The sequence below is a fragment of the Methanobrevibacter sp. V74 genome (assembly GCF_963082495.1).
Classification (GTDB): Archaea; Methanobacteriota; Methanobacteria; order Methanobacteriales; family Methanobacteriaceae; genus Methanocatella.
The window spans coordinates 104,084-124,948 of record NZ_CAUJAN010000003.1; the positions used below are offsets into that span (position 1 = coordinate 104,084).

General features: G+C 30.7%; 17 protein-coding genes. 8 read left to right on the forward strand and 9 right to left on the reverse strand.

The genetic code is table 11. From position 1 onward, the window contains the following. Positions 1-50: 50 nt before the first annotated feature. The 5 genes from Q9969_RS05400 to Q9969_RS05420 form a co-directional block, all read right to left on the reverse strand. Positions 51-299, reverse strand: coding sequence for a transcriptional regulator (locus Q9969_RS05400; protein ID WP_305514739.1), 249 nt, complete (start codon positions 297-299; stop codon positions 51-53). Between the two features lie 49 nt (positions 300-348). Further along, entirely contained in the window at positions 349-1,281 is a 933-nt protein-coding gene (locus Q9969_RS05405; RefSeq protein ID WP_305514737.1) for a M48 family metalloprotease, read from the reverse strand. Between the two features lie 666 nt (positions 1,282-1,947). Continuing rightward, a complete protein-coding gene (gene oadA, locus Q9969_RS05410; protein ID WP_305555194.1) occupies positions 1,948-3,657 on the reverse strand; it encodes a sodium-extruding oxaloacetate decarboxylase subunit alpha in 1,710 nt (569 codons plus the stop codon). A 203-nt stretch (positions 3,658-3,860) separates the two neighbouring features. Further along, positions 3,861-4,955 (reverse strand): inositol-3-phosphate synthase, encoded by a 1,095-nt coding sequence (locus Q9969_RS05415; RefSeq protein ID WP_305514856.1) that lies wholly within the window; start codon positions 4,953-4,955, stop codon positions 3,861-3,863. A 117-nt stretch (positions 4,956-5,072) separates the two neighbouring features. Beyond that, a complete protein-coding gene (locus tag Q9969_RS05420; protein ID WP_305555197.1) occupies positions 5,073-6,089 on the reverse strand; it encodes a LicD family protein in 1,017 nt (338 codons plus the stop codon). 339 nt (positions 6,090-6,428) lie between these two features. Here Q9969_RS05420 and Q9969_RS05425 point away from each other — a divergent pair, with 339 nt between their 5' ends. From Q9969_RS05425 to Q9969_RS05450, 6 genes are all read left to right on the forward strand, one after another. After that, positions 6,429-7,691 (forward strand): glycosyltransferase, encoded by a 1,263-nt coding sequence (locus Q9969_RS05425; RefSeq protein WP_305555200.1) that lies wholly within the window; start codon positions 6,429-6,431, stop codon positions 7,689-7,691. Further along, on the forward strand, positions 7,688-8,530 hold the full coding sequence (locus tag Q9969_RS05430; protein ID WP_305555203.1) for a UbiA family prenyltransferase: 843 nt from the start codon (positions 7,688-7,690) through the stop codon (positions 8,528-8,530). Before Q9969_RS05425 ends, Q9969_RS05430 begins: the two co-directional genes overlap by 4 nt. A gap of 49 nt (positions 8,531-8,579) precedes the next feature. Continuing rightward, complete coding sequence (locus Q9969_RS05435) at positions 8,580-10,151, forward strand: glycosyltransferase family 39 protein (protein WP_305555206.1); 1,572 nt, start codon at positions 8,580-8,582, stop codon at positions 10,149-10,151. 1 nt (position 10,152) lies between these two features. Beyond that, on the forward strand, positions 10,153-11,319 hold the full coding sequence (locus tag Q9969_RS05440; protein ID WP_305555209.1) for a glycosyltransferase: 1,167 nt from the start codon (positions 10,153-10,155) through the stop codon (positions 11,317-11,319). 68 nt (positions 11,320-11,387) lie between these two features. After that, positions 11,388-12,917, forward strand: coding sequence for an NERD domain-containing protein (locus Q9969_RS05445; protein WP_305555212.1), 1,530 nt, complete (start codon positions 11,388-11,390; stop codon positions 12,915-12,917). 18 nt (positions 12,918-12,935) lie between these two features. Continuing rightward, on the forward strand, positions 12,936-13,427 hold the full coding sequence (locus Q9969_RS05450) for an acyltransferase (RefSeq protein ID WP_305514870.1): 492 nt from the start codon (positions 12,936-12,938) through the stop codon (positions 13,425-13,427). A gap of 10 nt (positions 13,428-13,437) precedes the next feature. On the opposite strand, the gene Q9969_RS05455 is transcribed toward Q9969_RS05450, so the two are convergent. From Q9969_RS05455 to Q9969_RS05470, 4 genes are read right to left on the reverse strand one after another with little or no spacing between them, the layout of a single operon-like run. Continuing rightward, positions 13,438-14,874 (reverse strand): oligosaccharide flippase family protein, encoded by a 1,437-nt coding sequence (locus Q9969_RS05455; protein ID WP_305514872.1) that lies wholly within the window; start codon positions 14,872-14,874, stop codon positions 13,438-13,440. Further along, positions 14,867-16,285 carry a sialyltransferase gene (locus Q9969_RS05460; RefSeq protein WP_305555215.1) on the reverse strand — a complete coding sequence of 473 codons (1,419 nt, stop codon included), beginning with the start codon at positions 16,283-16,285 and terminating at the stop codon, positions 14,867-14,869. Before Q9969_RS05460 ends, Q9969_RS05455 begins: the two co-directional genes overlap by 8 nt. Before the next feature lie 12 nt (positions 16,286-16,297). Then, positions 16,298-17,350: an N-acetylneuraminate synthase family protein gene (locus Q9969_RS05465; RefSeq protein ID WP_305555218.1), complete on the reverse strand. Its 1,053-nt coding sequence runs from the start codon at positions 17,348-17,350 to the stop codon at positions 16,298-16,300. Then, positions 17,337-19,016, reverse strand: coding sequence for a UDP-2,4-diacetamido-2,4,6-trideoxy-beta-L-altropyranose hydrolase (locus Q9969_RS05470; RefSeq protein ID WP_305514878.1), 1,680 nt, complete (start codon positions 19,014-19,016; stop codon positions 17,337-17,339). Before Q9969_RS05470 ends, Q9969_RS05465 begins: the two co-directional genes overlap by 14 nt. Before the next feature lie 91 nt (positions 19,017-19,107). Between Q9969_RS05470 and hypD the strand changes: the two genes are divergently transcribed. Together hypD and Q9969_RS05480 are read left to right on the forward strand one after the other, a co-directional pair. Further along, on the forward strand, positions 19,108-20,154 hold the full coding sequence (gene hypD / locus Q9969_RS05475; protein WP_305555221.1) for a hydrogenase formation protein HypD: 1,047 nt from the start codon (positions 19,108-19,110) through the stop codon (positions 20,152-20,154). A gap of 1 nt (position 20,155) precedes the next feature. Then, entirely contained in the window at positions 20,156-20,860 is a 705-nt protein-coding gene (locus Q9969_RS05480; RefSeq protein WP_305555224.1) for a phosphoglycolate phosphatase, read from the forward strand. The last annotated feature ends 5 nt before the right edge of the window (positions 20,861-20,865 follow it).

Genomic DNA, 20,865 nt, shown 5'->3' on the forward strand with positions numbered 1-20,865 from the left:
CACAACATATTAATAATTTATATCATAGAAATGTTTCGATGAAACATTAACTATTTAATATTTTCTAAAATATCAATGCCTTCATCAGTCAATCTATAAAGACGGCCTTTTTTAGCATTGGGATTGAGACATTCGACTAATTCTTCATTTTTAAGTTCTGTCAAGACATTAGAAATATGACTGCGCAATATCCCACTATCATCAGCGATTTGAGTTGGAATTTTAATACCGCCACCAATAGCTTTTAAAACTCGAACCCTATAAGAAGACCTTTCCACATACTTCTGTTTACCAACCATTAAAACCACCGTTAAATCTTATTTTCACATTAGGATATTTAAGTTCTTCTTAAAATTTAAAACCACAATTTGTACAGAATTTATCATTCAAACCGACTTTAGTTCCACAGTTTTGACAAAATTTAATATTATTTTCAGTCAAATGACTATCACTAAATTCTGATTTTGGAGTAGGAACTTCACCAATAACTGGTTTTGAATGAAAATCATCAGCATTATTAATTTCAACAATTATTTCGTTCATGGCTGCAATTCTTTTAGAATCAGAAGGATGGGTAGAGAAAAAATCGTGCTCATTAGAGTTTTGATTAGACATTGCTTGCCAGAAATGAGGAATATGAGCAATATCATATCCTGCCCAATGAATTATAAGCATTCCTAAATGATCTGCTTCAAGTTCCTGGTCTCTTCCCCACGGATTCATCAGGAAAAATTGAGAGCCAATGCTTACAACATTGGTAGCTGCACGAGTTAGAGAACCAAGCCCTCCCAAACCTACCAAATCCATTGCAAAACTACCAATCCAAGCAGCTGAAGTTATAGCATTTTGAGCATTTTGAGCGCTGATTCTTGTTCTTGAGTGATCAAGAAGTGCATGTGCCATTTCATGACCTAAAATAAATGCAATTTCCTCTTCAGTATTTGCAAATGACAAAATACCTGAAAACATGACAATTTTACCTCCAGGCATGCAAAAAGCATTTACAGTATCCTCTGCCACTAAATGAACATCCCAATCGTAGTAATCTTCAACATAATCTAATCTATCAATTTTAGCTAAATACTCATTAACAGCATTAATTAAATTAATAGCTACATTAATGACTGTTTGACCGTTTTGAGAATTATCTAAAAGTTGTGCTTGATTAATCATTCCATAATATTCATTATACGACTCTTGAAGGAACTGATCATCATCTACCATGTCAAAATGTTTTTTGCCTGTGAAAGGATTTAATGCACTTCTATCATCTTTTACCATGAGTAATAATATTATTATATTGTGTATAAAAACCTTTTTAATAATTCTCTTTCAACTTGTGTGATTTGAATTTTCACTAGTTTTTGAGCCACGAATTTTTTTTCGTTTAATTTTTTCTTTATTTTTAATTTAAAAGTAGTAAAATTAATATAAAATGTGGAACTTAAATATTAATATGAAAAACAACAATATCAAAGCTCCACATGAAGTGTATGGAGTTAAAAGAATATAAACTTTCCGATTTTATTCCAGAGTTTTCTGAATTCCATCAATCTGGTGATTTTTCTCGATTTGGATGTGAAAATATTGCTGATAATCTAATTAGGCTAGAAAAGAGGTAAAACTTATTTTAAAAATATAATATAATTAAAAATTAAAAAATAAATTTCTTAAATTAACTGGGTTGATTAATTCATAAGGATTATATAATGAAACTTTTTCATTAACTTTTATTATTGTTTTCTCAAATATTTTTTCACAATTTTTATAAGTAAATTTTTCAATAATTTTAGTCACTGTTTTAGTACTAATTTTAATACCCATTCCATAAAATAGTAAAATAATTGATAAAAAATTATCAAAAAGGAGAAAATGAGAAATATTCCAAATCAAATAATTGCTGCCAACACTCACTACTCTCAAAAAAAAGAAATATATAACGGCAATCTATTTGATTACCATCAAAGTATCCCCAATACTTACTGCATCACCAGTTTCTACGAATATTTCTTCAACAACACCATTTACTTCAGATTGTATGTCATTTTCCATCTTCATAGCTTCGATTACAGCAATAGTGGATCCTTGTGAAACTTTATCCCCAACATTAACATTGAGTTTGATTACCATACCCTGCATTGGTGAAGTAACTGCCCCTTCAACCGGTTTAAAGTTTCCAGATTGAGTTTCTTCAATTTCCATAAACCCAGTAGGCATGATTTTAACTTCAAACATATCTCCATCAACTTCAACATTATATTGAGTTGGTATGCCAATTCCATCATCATTGATTGTATGAGCTAGTTTAAGTTCTTCTTCTTCAGCTTCACCTTTAAGGAATTTAGGTGCAATTGATGGGTATAATGCATAAGTTAAAGCATCTTCATCAGATTTTACAAATCCTTTTTCTTTACCTTCAGATTTGAATTTATCAAATTCAGGTTCAAGTAAATCTGCCGGCCTGCAGGTAATTATTTCTTCATCACCAATAATTCTTTTTGATATTGCGTTATTTACTGGTGCTGGTGGTTTACCATACATTCCTTTCATGTATTCTTTAACTTCATTAGATACTGTTTTGTATCTTTCTCCACCTAAAACGTTCATTACTGATTGGATACCTACAATTTGACTTGTTGGAGTTACAAGTGGAGGATAACCCATATCTTTTCTAACTCTTGGCATTTCATCCAATACATCAGTGTATCGATCAAGAGCATTTTGTTCTTTTAATTGTGAAATAAGATTTGAAAGCATTCCGCCTGGAATTTGATATAATAATACATCAGTATCAATACTTTCAGAAATAGGATCGAGTATTCCTAAGTATTTTTCTTTGATTTTCAAGAAGTATTTTTTAATATTATTCAATAATTTCAAATCCAATTCAGAATCAAATTCCGTTCCTTGTAGTGATGCAACAATACTTTCTGTTGGAGGTTGTGATGTTCCCCAAGCAAGAGGTGAAATTGCAGTGTCCAATATGTCCACTCCAGCCTGACATGCAGCGTAATAACTAATTGGAGTCATTCCACTAGTACAATGACAGTGCAAATCTACAAGCAAATCAGTTTCTTCTTTAAGTTTTGATACTAAATCATAAGCAGCAGTAGGAGTTATTAAACCTGCCATATCTTTAATTGCTACTGAATCACAATCAAGAGATTCTAAATCTTTTGCTAAATTAACAAAATCATCTAATGTATGTGCTGGACTTAAAGTATAACTTATTGTTCCCTGAACATGTGCACCTTGATCTTTAGCAACTTTAATTGATTTTTCCATATTTCTAATATCATTTAAAGCATCGAAAATCCTAAATATATCGACGCCGTTTTCATAGGATTTTTCAACAAATTTTGTTACTACATCATCAGGATAATGTTTATAACCAACTAAATTCTGTCCTCTCAAAAGCATTTGAATTGGAGTATTTTTAAATTCAGATTTTAATTGTCTTAATCTTTCCCAAGGGTCTTCGTTTAAGTATCTAATACAAGTATCAAAGGTTGCTCCACCCCACGCTTCAACAGAGAAATATCCTACCTTATCCATCTCTTCAGCAATAGGAATCATGTCTCTTGTTCTCATCCTAGTTGCTAGTAAAGATTGGTGAGCATCACGAAGAGCTGTTTCTGTAAATCTTACTTTAGCCATTAATTACACCTCTCTAAATTTTTATCATAAAGTAATCTTAAATTATCCAACTATAATATATGTCCTTATTAGTTTATATAAATTATGTTATTATACCTAAATAATCATTAAAAATAAGTTAAAACAAAAAATAAAATGAATCATTAATAGATATTAAACAATATCTATTTAAAATTAAAAAATATAGGAAATAAATTGAAAAATTATCTTTCTAATTCCCCAGAAATGAATTTTTCGACATTTTCATATGCTTCATCATCAGTGTATTGAATTGGAGGATGCTTCATAGTATATGAGGAGATTGAAGTTAATTGACCACCGACTCCTCTTTCTAAACCAATTTTACAACATCTTACAGCATCAATTACACATCCTGCAGAGTTTGGAGAGTCTTCAACACTTAATCTAAGTTCAATATTCATTGGAACATCACCAAATGTACGGCCTTCCATTCTAAGGAAACATAATTTATTATCATTTTGCCATGGGACATAGTCACTAGGACCAATGTGAATATCCCTGTCATCCATTCTTTCATCTAATACTGATTGAACAGCTTCAGTTTTAGATTCTTTTTTAGAATCCAATCTTTCACGATTAAGCATGTTTAAAAAGTCAGTGTTACCACCAGTATTAATTTGATAGGTTCTATCCAGTTTTACACCCCTATCCATGAATAAGCTAGCTAGTGTTCTGTGTGTGATAGTAGCACCGATTTGAGCTTTAATATCGTCACCAACAATAGGAATTCCTTTAGCTTTAAATTTAGCATCCCATTCGTCATCACTTACTATAAATACAGGCATACAATTTACATATGCGATTTCAGCATCAAGTGCACATTGTGCATAGTATCTTGCAGCTTCTTCAGAACCTACCGGCAAGTAGTTTACTAGAATTTCAGCACCACTTTCTTTTAAAACACTAACAACATCAACAGGCTCTTCTTCACTTACTACAAATGTGTATTCATCATCATAATTAGACATGTGTTCTGCAACACCATCTAAAACATGACCCATGCTTACTTTGACATCATATTTTGGAATATCTTTTTGGAAAACAGTTGTGCAGTTTGGTTTTTCAAATATTGCTTCGTCAATAGTTTTACCAACTTTTCTTGCATCAACATCGAATGCTGCAACAACTTCAATATCACTAGGAGTATATCCCCCAATATCCCAATGCATAAGTCCTATTGCATCTTTTGGGTCTTTACCATCATAATAATGTATTCCTTGGATTAAAGAACTTGCACAGTTTCCTAATCCAACAATTCCTATTTTAATTTTTTCCAATATAAACACCAGCTAATTAATTAATATAAAATTAATACTTTAAAATAATTTAAATACTAATATTATGTTACATTATATACTTTATAAAATTATTGTTTTATGGAGCTATTTTACAAATTATTCGAAATTTTCATTAATATTTTTTAAGAATTTAATTGCTTCATCAAAAGAATTATCCATTTCTTCTTTTGAATTAAATTGAGTTTCAATTAATTCCAATGTATCATGATTCTCAATAACTTCAGGAAAATCCATATAATGAGGGCCGAACATTGAAGTGAGATGATGATCAACATTTTTAGGACAATTAAACTCATGTCCTTCAAATTTTATGGAAGTTAATGGAAATGTTTTATCAGTATCGAAAATTCTTATTTTCCAATGGGGAACCCCTTCAATAGTATCCGAAAACTGCTTTGTTTTCAAATCTGTAAATCCAACTTCCTTACGAGCCAAATCAATTTGATCAACATATTTAGATTTATTCGATAACATTTCATGATAAAATTTATACTGGGCAGGTGCAAATTTAGTATAAATATCACCTAACTTGTCATCTTCAATAAAATCAAAAGGAAAGAGATCTATTTTAACAAATGGTTTTAACCAGGCGATTTGTAAAAAGTTATATTTTCCATCAATTATTTTATTGCCCTCTTTATCTTTAACATCATAAACACTATTAAAATCATTGAAATAATTTTTTCTATTTTCCAAAAGTAATGTTAACCCGCAAAATTCTTTTAAATCATGTTTATTGAGTTCTTTTGGGAGTGCTTCGATTAACTTATTATAATCCTTTCTAAGAACAACTAAATCAATATCGTCATCCCAGGGAATAAAACCCCCATGCCTTACAGCACCTAAAAGCGTACCGAAACCTAACCAATAATCAATTCCATATTTATTACAAACCTTATCTATGAAAATAAGCAATTCCACATATAATACCTGAAATTTACTATGAGTTCTTTTAAACTTATCATCCCTAGAAGATAATTCTGAAATGTAGTCTTGAGGTGACACTCCCGTGGAGCTATTAATCCTACCTACAATATCAAAACTCAATTTTAGAACTTTAGAATTGAATTTTATAAAATCGGGCAATTTAAGATAATAGTCTTCCAAACTCATAGTTACACCAAATATTAAGTAAAAATAGCTTCAGCATATGAAATTTATTGAATGATAAAATAAAACTTCAAACTATATTTTTAAATATATCAGATATATAAATTTATGGGCAAAATACTCTTTAAACTTATAATTAAAACAGATTACACCATATAATTAATTTTTTAAAGAAAAGAGCATGATAATAATAAGAACAAAAAAAATCCAATAGTTAAATATATAAATTATTTGCAAATAAAAAATTATAATATAAAAACAGTTATTATGTTTAAAGTGTATTTTAAGCTAAAAAATCATGTTATTAATACTTTTAAAGAAAATGACAACCTGAGAGAGAAGATGAAAAAAGTCATTTATGTTGCATTTAATTATAATCATGACACCGGAATTGCATCAAAAAGATTAAGAGGTGTTGCAAAATACCTGCCAACACTTGGCTGGCAACCTATTGTAATTGTACCTAGAACTTCAAATGAAACAGTGCAGATTGACAATGTTAGAGTTGTTGAAAGCGATTACCGAGACATGATTTCAAAATTTATGCCCATTTCCAATAAAAATAATGCCGGTAGAAAACGTGAAGTGAGTGGTAATGATCAGTCCAATAAATTCATGTCTAAAGCATTATCCCTTGCAGGAGAAATATTCGCATATCCAGACAGCATGAAATATTGGAAGAAACCTGCAACTGAAGTGGCATCTGAAATTATCGAAAATGAAAAAATAGATGCAATAATGTCAACCTCATCTCCCATGACCTCACATCTCATAGCTCATGATTTAAAAGAAAAATATGGCATTCCATGGGTAGCTGATTTAAGAGATTTATGGAATTTGAACCCCTATATTAATCACAACATTATTCGAAGGCAATTTGAAAAAAGATTAGAGATGAAAACATTTGAAAATGTTGATGTATTGACTACAACTACTGAATTAGCTAAACAGACATTGCAAAGAATCCATCCAAGCAAAAAGATTATTCCTGTCATTTCGGGTTTCGACCCAATAGATTTTGAAAGTGCAAAACAGACAGAACACAGCGAAAAATTAACTTTGATCTATGCCGGTTCCCTTTATAATGGAAAAAGAGACCCATCAATATTATTTGATGCGATAAATCAATTAATAAATGAAAACAGAATAGAAAAAGATAAAATTATTATTGATTTTTATGGAGATGAGACAAACCTTTTAGAACTTTCTCAAAAATACAATATTCAGGACAATGTTAATATTCATGGAAGAATAACTCAAAATGAAGTCCTGCAACACCAGATGAACTCGGATGTGTTATTGTTAATCTCCTGGATGAACGAATCGGAAAAAATGTTTATTCCAGGAAAAATCTATGATTGCATTGGATGTAAAAAGCCAGTTTTATCAATTGGATATGAAGAAGGATCCCTTAAAGAGTTAATTGAAAAAACAAATATTGGATATCATGTATCCGGCGTTAGTGAATGTAAAAAAGCTATTTATGATTATTATTCCAAATATTATAATAACGGATTAAAATATAGTGGAAATGAATTTGCAGAGGATTACTCTTTAAAAAATACTGCAAAGAACTTTTCAAAAATTCTTGAGGAAATTATATGAATCCATATGTTGAAATTTTGAGGCCGGGAAATGCAATTATGGGAGCAATTTCAATAGTTTTGATTGCGCTTATTGATAAAACTATCAGCATTCCCATAATACTTGCAATTATAACAGTATTTTTTGAAACCGCAGCGGGAAACGTTATCAATGATTGTTTTGATTATGATATTGATTTAATTAATAAACCTGAAAGACCTATTCCTTCAGGTAGAATTTCCTTAAGAAAAGGAAAAAATTATGCATATCTCTTATTTTTAGCAGGAACAATATGTGGATTTTTAATTAGTTATTTGACAAACAACTGGATTCCATTTATCATAGTTTTAATAGCTGATGTGATACTTTATTTATATGCTTATAAACTAAAAGCAACACCTTTAATTGGAAATTTAGCTGTAGGATTCATGACCGGGTTTGGATTTGTCTTCGGAGGATATACAATAAACAATCCAAGTATTGTGATGACTTCAATATTTTTAGGTTTCTTTGCTTTTGTAATGACAACTGCACGTGAAATTGTTAAAGATATTGAGGATATAGAAGGTGATAAAGCAGACGGAGCTAAGACATTACCAATATTAATCGGTGAAAAAGTTCCTGCACTTATTGCAACTATTTTAATAATCATTGACTCTGCATTATGTCCCATACTTTATTTCCACCACATTTTCGGAATTTATTATTTAGTAGTTATTGCAGTTGCAGTTTTAATGTTTCTTTACTGTGCAATGTCCATTATTAAATCACAGAACAGAAATACTGCAGCTAAAGTAGCCAAATATCTAAAAATTGGAATGTTGATTGCGTTTGTTGCATTTATCTTTGGATCATTTTAAATTAAAAACCATCTAATATTTATATAAAAATATTAAAAAAATAAAAGCAATGATACAAGATTTGGATATAAAACAAAAAGATAAATATTATTTATTATTTATCATAATTTTCACTACTGTTTTAGTTGCATACTATATTAAATTTAATATTAATCTCGGCATTTATTGTTCTGATGTTTATGTTTATTTACTAAATTCAATTTATTATACCGGAAAAAATATACATTCTACAAGCAATATTTATTTATCTCCAGTAATTTGTTTTATAACATCGATTTTCTTTAGAATGGGCTTTGTTGATAGAACTGTGATTTATATCGTAACCGGAGCTTTTGCAATATTGGGAAATATCGGTTTTTACTTGTTGTTAAAGAGATATTTTAATGAAACAATGAGTTTGACCGGAACAATAATTTATTCCGCATCTACACTTTACCTAACATGGTTGGCAAACGGCACTTTAGACATTCCTGCAAATACAATGACTATTTGGATTGTGTTATTTTCAATTATTGCTATTAAAAATAACCCTAAATGTTACAAATATCTATTTACCCTATTTGTTTTAGGAGTTTTCACAAGATATTCTGTAATGATAGTGTTGCCTGCAATAATGTTATACTATGTTTATGAAAAAGGATTTAAAATTGAGTCTGAAGATAAGAAATATATAATAAAAGGCATTGAAATCGCGGCAATACTGGGCGTTATTGTTCTTGCAATACTCCTAATAATGGGCAGTGGCCAATTTGGTGCTGGATATCAAATATCTTCAGGCATTACTGGACAGCAAGGATCTGAGCTCGATCCAGCATACAATGCAGATGAAAGCTATTATTTAATGAATTTGCCTAATTTCATATCTAATTCCCACACCATAATCAAAGGCAATCCTATTTTAGAAAATCCGACAGTGTTATCATGGGCCATTTTTGCAATATTGCTAATCGGTGCCGGATTATGGTTGTATGACAATAAAAGAAAACTCAATAAGAAAGATGGCATTGTCATAACCCTCATAATCATAACAATCGCGACTTTTTCACATATTAGTTCATTTATTACAATACTTTTATCTCTACTTACATTGTTCTTAATGGGCAAGGATAATGAGAATAAAACAGGATATTTTATGGCAGGTTGGATTTTAACCAACTTTATTTTTTACAGTTATTATAGCATAAAAGTCAATAGGTATATCTTACCTGTCTTTCCACCATTAATCTACTTTATTTTAATGGGAATTACTCAAATTCATAATCATCTTAAAATCAACAAAAGCTTCATACCTATAATTTTAATCGTGTTATTCATTATACAGGCATTTGCTTTTACCTCAACATTTGATGTAAACGATGAATTTAGACATCCTGAAGAGATGTCTAAGTATATTGTTGACAATGACCCTCATTATGACACAGTATCAATTGGAGCATACAATCTCCGCCCATATAGCTGGTGGTTAGGTGAAAATGTAGTTGGAATAGTCAACAGTAACCAAACGGCAATTGATGAAAGTAATGTTACATATTATATTTCAAATAAACAGCTAGACAAGCTAAATAATTATGATGAAATAAAAAATATGGGTAACCTATATTTATACAAAAAAAGTGTTTAATATGAATATTTTACATGTTGTAACATATTTTGCTCCTTGCTTTTCAGCTGGAGGAGTTGTAAATGCGGCTTATGAAATAGCTAAAACACAAGTTGAAAATGGACATGACGTGTGTGTCTATACTACAGATAGCTGCCAAGAGCGAATTAAACTTGAAAATAATTATAATGAGGATATTGATGGAATAAAGGTTTTTTATTTTAGAAATATTTCAAATAGTGTTAAAACAAAACTTACCATTGACATGCCGATTTCTTTAATTAGATATCTTAAAAAAACAATAAATAATTTTGATATAATCCACCTACATGAACACAGACACTCTTTAGCTATAGCGACACACAGATATGCTAAAAAAAATAATATTCCTTATGTTTTACAAGCTCATGGGTCTGTTCTTCCATTTTTCCAAAAAGAAAAAATGAAAGAAATTTTCGATAAGGTGTGGGGATTTGACATATTGCACGATGCATCTAAAGTATTTGCATTAACAGAAGTTGAAAAAGAACAATATCTAAAAATGGGAATTAAACAAGAAGATATTGAAATTGTTCCCTTAGGCATAAATTTAGAGGACTATACTGACTTTCCAGAGAAAGGCAAATTTAAATCCCGATTAAATATTGATGAAAATGATAAATTAATATTATTTTTAGGAAGAATTCATGAAATTAAAGGTTTGGATTTGTTAATTAAAAGTTTTAACCAGATTTCAAATGACAATATCAAATTAGCAATAGTTGGTGAGGATTATGGTTTTAAAGGGGAAGTTGAGAAATTAATTAACGAATTTGACTTAAATGAAAAAGTTATATTTCCAGGAGTATTGACTGGCAGTGATAAAATTGAGGCGCTAATTGATTGTGACATATTTGTCATGCCATCACGTTATGAATCATTTACAACCAGCGGTCTTGAAGCAATGGCATGTTCAAAGCCATTAATTTTAACAAAAAATAATCATATCCACACATGGGTTAAGGATTCTGTGGGGCTTGTATGTGAATTTGATACTGATGATTTGAGTAATTGTATTGAAAAATTATTGAATAACGAAAAATTATGTGAAGAATTTGGAAAAACTGGTAGAAAACTTATCGAGGAGAAATATAACTGGAATAAAGTTTCCAAGCAAATTGAAAGCATTTATGAAAATTGCATTATATAAATATTAGAAACATATATAATAAAAAAAATTAAAAAATATTACCATAAAGCAATTTTAAGAGGATAATAATGAAAGTTGTATGCTGTAAGAACTGTGGTGCAAAATACCAGCTCGATGATGATGACGATATATCCACATTTGAGTGTTCTTCATGTGCAGGTGACTTAGAATACTTAGAAAATTATTCTAATGGTGAAATTAGGCAAAACAAGTCATTTACTAATACATTCAAATATGATAATTCCCATATTGTTCAATGTGAAGATTGCGGATTAAAATATAAAATTAAAAGTAGCGACAGCATACTTGATTATGAATGTGATAGTTGTGGTGGATTTTTAAGATATTTAGACGATGACATGAATAAAGAATTGGATAAATATATTGAAGAGAGAACAATAGAGCTTGAAAACATAAAGCAGGAATCTAATGTCAACGAACCAACATCTGAAGAAATAACAAATGAAGAACAAGACCACTCTTTAAAATCATTTACTGACAAACTTGGAGAATTCTTTTCAGAAGAAAGTATGCTCCAGATAGCTCATGATGAGAGAAATGAACAGGAAATTGAAGATGAACCATTTATTAAAACCGCAAGAACTACAATTCCTGATGCTGTTTTATCTAAATTCGGAAAAGAATTTGCTATTCCAAAAACAAATGATTATTATATTTTAAAGGATTTCCTTAAAACAGAATTCTTTAAGAGTATGGATAAATATTATCCCAATACTGGAAAAAAACAAAAGAGTTCTGGAAGTTTTCTCAATAGGATAAGTATTAAAGAACCTGAAAATGATGAAATAGTGCCTAATGAAACTTCACTTAATGATGAATTAAATTATGATGAAGTTAATATAGATATGAATCGGACAATATTAATCATTGGAGCATTTATTTTTATAGGCAGTATCATTGAAATATTAACTATTAACAGTGGTGTGGGAATCATAACATTATTTATTGGAGTAATTTTATTATGTTATGGAATTTATAAGACTAGGGACGTTCAACAAACCGAAGAAAGATCAAGAATCATACGGGAACATTTATTGACTCTTCCTAATGAATACTATGTCTTTTACAATGTTAAAATACCAACCGCTCCATCTGGTATAAATCATTTAGTTGTTGGTCCAACTGGAATTTATGCTTTATTATCCCAAAAATATAATCCTAAACTCAGATTAGAATCGGAAAATGAAAATTTAAATTTAATCGGTTCTAGTGAAAGTGATGAAAATAAACTTGAAGAAATTCCAAATTATGGAAGCGAAAGAAGGTTCAGGTATACAACTAAACAGGCTAAGTTTTCACAAGACAATAAAATAAAACAAAAAGCATTGTCCCTAGGGGAAGATTTAATTAACTTTTTAAGCGAAAATAATATAAAAAATTGCTTTGTTGAACCATTAGTTGGATTTATTAACCATGAGGTTGTTGTAATCAATATGCCTTTAACTGATGAAGATTTATTCATTGAAGAATTATTAAATCAAATAAAAAATAGCACTATTAAATTAGACCAAGAAACTATTGACAAATGTGCTGTTTTAGTTAATAAATATTCTGCAGACTGTTCTGCGGAAATTTAATTTCTTTTTTTAGATATTATGATTTTTGATAAATTAAAGAAAAAATTTTATCAACATAGATGCCAGAGAGTTGCAAAAAGTTATGGTAGCGGCTTCAAGGTAAATGGGGAAAGTTACGTTACACCAAAAACCACTTTGAGAAATAATGTTAATTTTAATGGAATGAAAATTCAAGGAAACGGCAATGTCATTATCGGGGACAATTTCCATTCAGGCATTGAATGCATGATAATTACAAGCATCCACAATTATGATAATGGTGATGCGATACCCTATGACAATACAATTATCTCAAAAGACGTTATAATTGAAGATAATGTATGGCTAGGAAATCGTGTGACAATATTGCCCGGAGTAAGGATTTGTGAAGGTGCAATTATTCAGGCAGGAAGCGTCGTAGTTAAAGATGTTGAAAAATATGCAATAGCCGGAGGCCATCCTGCAAAAGTCTTTAAACATCGCGATATTGACCATTATGAAGAATTAAAACAAGAAGGGAAATTCCACTAATAAAATTCACTTACACCATACTTTGAATTAACTCTATTTCTTTTTTATTTATTCCCTTTAACAAGAACAACACTGCAAAGTAAATTACAACCGCCCCCAAAACAACGATTGCAATATTAATGATGCCCGTTGGATTTGCAATGCCAACAAACACACCCATCACAACTGATGCAATTATTATTTTAGCTATTGATTTATAATCAAATGGTAAGCGAGCATATCTTTTAGAATAAATTAAAGTAATTACAAATGCAAAGAAATAACAAATTAAAGTGGTTATACCTGCTCCATAAATTCCAATATATGGAACTGCAAATATATTCAATACAATATTTAAAATAGCTACAGTAATCCATATATGGCTTAATATCATTGTTTTTTTCTCTAAAATGATTATGTTATTCACGATACCGTATATACCCATAAACATTGCACCTAAAGCCACCATTGGAGTGACCAAATATCCGCTATCTGCAATAATGGTTGTAGTTAAAATATAAAGCACCGGTTTAGAAAGTAAACTTAAACCTACTGTAGCAGGAATAGTGATTAAAAGATAATATTTCAATGAATAAGTTAAAAATGTATCTACCTTATCCATATCCCCTTTTTCATAATATTCAGGCAATACCGCGGGGAGTAAAACTGCAAATGGAGTTAAAAACATCAGTATAATATTTCCTAGCGAATAACCCGGAGAATAACATCCTACAGCAGCAGATCCTAGAAAAACACCGATAACTATTTTATCACATGAATCAACAACCCATGAAGATACATTATTCGGAACAGTAGGAATGGCAAATTTCAATTCATCCTTCAGACTCTTAAGTTTAGTTGTAAAACCCAAATCCCTAACAATTAAAATAGCCATTGCTACAAATACCAAAAGAAAACCTGACAAACGCCCTAAAACAACCACATCTATTGGTTGATGCATCCATGTTAAAATAATGCTTAATATCACACCAATATAAGTCTGCAACACTAAGAAAGTTGAATAAAGAGTAATTTGCTGAAATGTTCTAAAATAGCTCAATAACATCAAATCTAAACATGCGAAAAATGCCATCACAATAACGATGTACATTATCTGCATGCTTCCATCAAATAAAGCTAAAGCTATTTGGTTTGAGAATATTGACAATGCTACAATCATGACTATTGTTGACGCTAAAACCAATAGCATCATTGAGTAAAATGATTGCTTGATAATTGTTTTGTCCTTTTCAGCAGCTAAAAATCTCACCATAGTATATGGAAGACCCAAATTAACAATATTTGGAACCAAAGATACAAACGTATTTACCTGAGACCAAACACCATAATCCGCAGTCGAAAAACTCTTAGTAATGATTGGAATGAATATTAATCCGCTGATAGATATTAATATATTTGCAATACCCACTATGCCAATTCTTTTGATGAATTTTACATATTCATCCATTGTCAACCACTCTCTTTAACAGGCCTTTATCGAAATTCTTAAAAAAGAAATTTTTATCATAAACAGCTGGTTTGAATTCATCTAAATTATCATTTAAATCATCAGCATCCCTAATTTTAAAAACATAACCCTTTTCAATTAAATCATTTAGATATTCAACTCCCGGAACATCCAAAATAAATGTTTTGCAATTAAACATCAAACCTTCATAGATAGCTGTTGAAAATGCTCCCACCTGATAATTAGATTCCGCCAATAACTTATACAAAGGAACTTCACTATTATCGATGACTTCAAAATTGTGAGAACTTGAAACTTCAGCTAATTCAGGATAGTTTTCTCTCCAAGTTGCATATTCTCCAGGATGCAATTTATAAATAATTTTTAAATCCTTTTGAGTTTTTGCAAATTCAACTGCGAGTTTTGATAAATATCTGCCTATTACCCCCTGAGATATGAACAGTATTTGATTATCAATAGCTTCAATGCCAATGAAGTCTTTAGATTGGGATTCGAAATATGAAAATCCAATAGGAATGACATTTTCCCGGATAATCGGACAAGTATCCTCATTCAGCCAATAATCTCCAAAAGACAATATTTTATCTGGGAAATAGGGAATTTCGCCATTTAATCTAGTTTTTTCAGGATAAGAATATCCTAAATGATAATCTGTAATGGTTCCATGTTGAAGTTCAATGACTTCAATTCCCAGATGTTTAGCGGCGGCTACAATAGGATGATTTTCATAAGCTACAACAACAAACACAATTTTAGGATTTCTTTTTTTAAACAACTCAATATATTTTTTATAATCATATTGAAAATTTAAAATATGTGTTGTTAACATCCATGGAATATTAAGCTCAATGTTAAAAATTGATTCAAGTTCATTTTGAACTTTTAAAATAAGTTCCTTTTCACTTTGACTAAATTCTATCTTGTTAAGCTTTTTGTGAATATAAGAACCTAACTGAATCGCATCAGTGTATGAGATATAATCCTGTTTTTGTGTGAAATGATGATTTAAATAAGGAGATTCCAAAACCTCAAATGAATAGTCATCACTTAAAAAGTCCACTAAAAAGTTACTGTAAATATCACAATACTCGTCATTAAAGATAACCTTACGGGAATGGTCAAAAATTAAAATGTCCTTATTGTATTTTCCAGTGAAAGGATTGTGAAGTAATGAATTTTTAAAAAAAGGTAAAAATGAATTTACCTTATCTAAAAGAGATAAAGATTTTTGTTGGGGGGCTCCAAACATTTGTGTTTTTCGTGTGATATCATAATAGAGATGCATTCTAATTAATTGCCAAGCAAAACAGCCTTGAATTTCCTGATAATTAAGATTATATTTCTCTTCAAGACTAAAAAATGCCTCACAGATATCGCGAACACTAACCATTTAAACACCAAATTATTCCAACATGTCAAAATCAAGTAATGTATCTTCCAAAATGTCTATCTTTGCAGTTTTTCCAACGACATAGTCAATTTCGGAAGGATAAATACCAGTTCCCGGACGTTTGAATGTTAAATCCTCAGCAGCTATCACATCACCTTTATTAATATCATTTGCGGCAACGATTGATCTTCTTGCTTGTCTTCTGGAAGAAGATTCGCAAATTAATGGCTGTTTATTCTTTTTACCATTAATTTTTGATAAGAAATGAACATTCCATTTGAATTTAATAACATCATCAGGATCCATTGCATGGTAGTGATCATTACCCGGAAGTGTTTTATCTAATGTGAAATGTTTTTCAATTATTGCTGCTCCATAACTATAAGCGGTTGTTAAAACAGCCATATTCTTATCAGGTTTTGTGTGATCAGAATACCCTATTTCATAATCAGGGAAATTTGCAGCTAAATCTTTAATCATCAACAAATTAGCATCCTCATATGCTGTAGGATAAGATAAAACACAATGCATAATTGCAATATCGATAGTGGAAACTTCTTCAATAGCATTGACTGCCGCTTTAATCTCATTTAATGTTGATGCGCCGGTGGAAAGTAAAATAGGTTTGTTTTTAGTTGCAATATATTGAATAAATGGAATATTCGTTAAATCAGAAGAGGAAATTTTATAAACATCCATGAATTCATCCAAATAATCAACGGCTTCAAAATCAAATGGAGTGGATAAAAAGTTGATTCCGATATTTTGACAATACTCTGCAAGTTCCCTGTATTCCCCAACACCGAACTTATCAAATTTTTTAAACAGTTCAAATTGAGAAGTAGTCGGCTCTTCAGATAAATCCCAATAAGCAGGAGAGTTTTTTGATGCTATTGTTTCAGCTTTATATGATTGAAACTTTACTGCATCTACACCACATTCTTTTGCTTCATTAATCATGAATTTAGCTGCGGCCATGTCAGACATTCCTTCTTTTTTAGCAATGTCATAAAAATTAACACCGATTTCTGCTATTAAATATGGGTATCTTTTAAAAATTTTCATGTTTTACCTCTAGGACAAATTTGCGATATTCTTCACGAACAATAGACCAAACATTTTCAAAACCGTCTTTTAAATCAGTAGCCAACATTTTTTCATTCATTTCTCTTCTTAAATCATAATTATTAACTAAATTAATAAATTCATCGATTATTTCTTGCCTTCCAACATCAACACCCAAACCCAGATTAATAAAACCATTTCTACTGTTAGCAAAGACATGAGTTAACTCTCTTTCATTTTGACACAGACAGATTGTTGGAACACCCAGTGAACAAACCTCATACATTGTTCTGCCAGAAGAAGTAAATATTATATCTGCTTTGAACATGAATTCACTAATATTTAAAACATTTTTATAAATTTGAATTGACGGATAAGGTTCATATTTAGAAATAAGTCCTTCAATATCCCTGTAACCTAATCCAAGTATTACATTAATTCTTCCCTCATAATTAGTAGTTAAAATTGAATCAATGACCTTTTCTGTGAAATTATTTGGGTCGGTTCCGCCAAAGGTGATTAAAATGTTGTTAACCCCTTGAGTGATGATTTTTTGAGGTTGAAAGTAAAATTCATCTTTTAAAATATAATATTTATGACCTGTGAAAACATTTTTTTCACCAATCTCATGCTCATATAATGCATCAAAGACCACATCAGCTACTTCCGTACCAGTTCCCAAATCCTCAAAATTAACTACAAAATAACCATTATTTTTTAAGATAGTAACATATTCACGAGTAGTGTCTAAAATATCATTAACTACAAGCTGTGGAGAGTATTGTCTTAACTTATTTAATAAATCATCACTGCCATCATATGTAGTGAATGGATAATTATAATTATTTACAATGTCGATTCCTAACTGATGAGATTCATCAAGGAAAAATAATACATCATGGAAAACCAGTTTAGAGGCAATTGACAAACACCTGTAAACATGGCCAGTGCCGATTTCATCATAAGCATTTACGACAATAGCTATTCTTTTTTTCTGCAGATAATTCTCAGCAATCCACCAATCTTCATAATTATCAATATCGACACTTTCTTCACGTGATACTTCAATTAAGTCAACATTAACTCCTAAACGTGAATCTTCATGCATGCAATGTCTGCGGGTTGCAAGAATTGCTCCCGTTTCTCTAAAATTTTTTGGCAAATATTGTCTGTTTTTTCTCTCAACATAATTTGGGAAATATCTCTGATTATCCTCATTATATCTCCAACTTAAATGCCTATCATCTACAACAGACAATACACTATCTATCCCAAAATCTTCAAATTTTTCAATAGCCATATCTAAAGTTGAAGTTTTTAACAATGGGGAAGTTGGTTGAAGTGTGATTACCAAATCATATTCATCAAAAGCCTGTTTTTCTTTTTGAATCATAGCATCATAAACAACCGGATCAAGTGGAATCTCATCCCTCGCCAAATCTTTAGAGCGTCTTATAACGCTTGCACCAAATTTTTCAGATAATAATGCTATTTCAGAATCATCAGTAGTTACGACAACATCATCAACATATGCTGAAGATTTAGCTATATTGATGGAATAAGAGATTAAAGGCTTGTTATCAAGTAAACGAATATTTTTACGAGGAATACCTTTTGAACCCCCTCTTGCAGGAATAACTACTAAAATTTTATTATTGTTAAACATGTCTATCCCTTAAAAATTACAATAAAATTTAATTAATGCAATATTAAATATTATAATAATATAATATTAAATCTTCGGTGCTATAATGAATATGAAAGAGATGTCAAAAAAATTGTTAGATAAAATAAATGATTTAGCTACACCAGTTAAAATAATGCATGTTTGCGGCTCACATGAACATACCATCATGGAAAACGGCATTAGGAGTTTACTTCCCGAAGAAGTAGAAATAATTGCCGGACCAGGATGTCCCGTTTGTGTAGTTCCATCACGTGAAATTGATGAATCACTGGAACTTATTGATAAGGGCGTTACAGTAACCACATTTGGGGACATGTTAAGAGTTCCAGGTTCACAAAAATCACTTGCAGATGCTAAAGCAGAAGGTGGAGATGTAAGAGTAGTTTATGGAATCAATAGAGCTATTGAAATAGCTGAAAAAGTAGACAATGATGTTGTTTTTGTCTCAGCAGGTTTTGAAACGACCGCACCAACAACCGCTGCAGAATTACTTTCAACACCTCCAGAAAACTTCTCAGTATTGTCCTGTCACAGATTAATCCCACCGGCAATTGATTTTTTAATCAATTCCGGAGAGACCAGTTTAAATGCTTTAATCCAGCCAGGACACGTTTGCACCATAATTGGAACTAAACCATTCGAATACTTCTCAACAGATTATGGAATCCCACAGGTAGTGGCCGGATTTAACCCATTAGACATATTAATGTCAGTTTATATGATCTTAAGACAAATTCATAATGAAACACCGAAAGTAGAAAATGAATATAAAAGAGCTGTTAGAGAAGAAGGAAATGAAGTTGCAACAGATATGATTAATCAGGTATTTGATGTAACATCTAGAGAATGGAGAGGATTTCCCAAAATGCCAAATTCGATTTTAGAAGTTAAAAAAGAATTTGATGACTTTAATGCCCGTGAAAAATATGATATTGAAGTTAAAGATGTTAATGAAGCTCCAAAGGGCTGTATTTGTGGACCGATTTTAAGAGGTCTTGCACGACCTGACGATTGTACATTATTTAGAAAAGCATGTAATCCACTTCACCCAATCGGAGCATGTATGGTAAGCAAAGAAGGAACTTGTAACATTGCCCACAGATATTCAAGAGGATAACATGACAATTGAAGCAATAGCAGTTGATATTGATGGTACAATAACCGATGAGAAACGTCAAATATGCATCTCAGCAATCGAAGCTTTAAGAAAAGCTGAAGATGCGGGAATTCCAACAATTATAGTCACCGGAAATGTTGTTAATTTTGCATATGCTGCAGAAGTGTTTATCGGATGCAGCGGAGGATTAATTGCAGAAAACGGAGGAATCGTTTTTAAGGAAGGTCAAAATGACAATGCTGTTGAAACCATGATAGAACGTGATTTTATAACCTCCGCTGAAAATCACTTAAAAGAAAAGTTAGGTGATAAATTTAACGAACATGCATCTCACGATAATATGTACCGTTTAACAGAAACCGTGTTTTACAAAACTATTTATAAAAAAGAAATAGAAGATGCCCTAAAAGATTTTAAATATAGTGATCAGCTTGAAATCTACGATAGTGGTTTTGCACTTCACATTACCGATAAACGTGTTAATAAAGGAACTTCCCTTAAATATTTATGTGAAAGAAATGGAATAAACATGAAAAATGTAATGGCTATTGGGGACAGTCTAAATGATGAAGAATTTTTAAGAGAAGTTGGATATAAAATAGCTGTTGGAAATGCAGACGACAAATTAAAAGAGGTTAGTACTTATACTTGTGAAAATTTCTTCGGTGATGGAGTAGCCGAAGCCATTGAGAAATTTGCATTATAGTGATA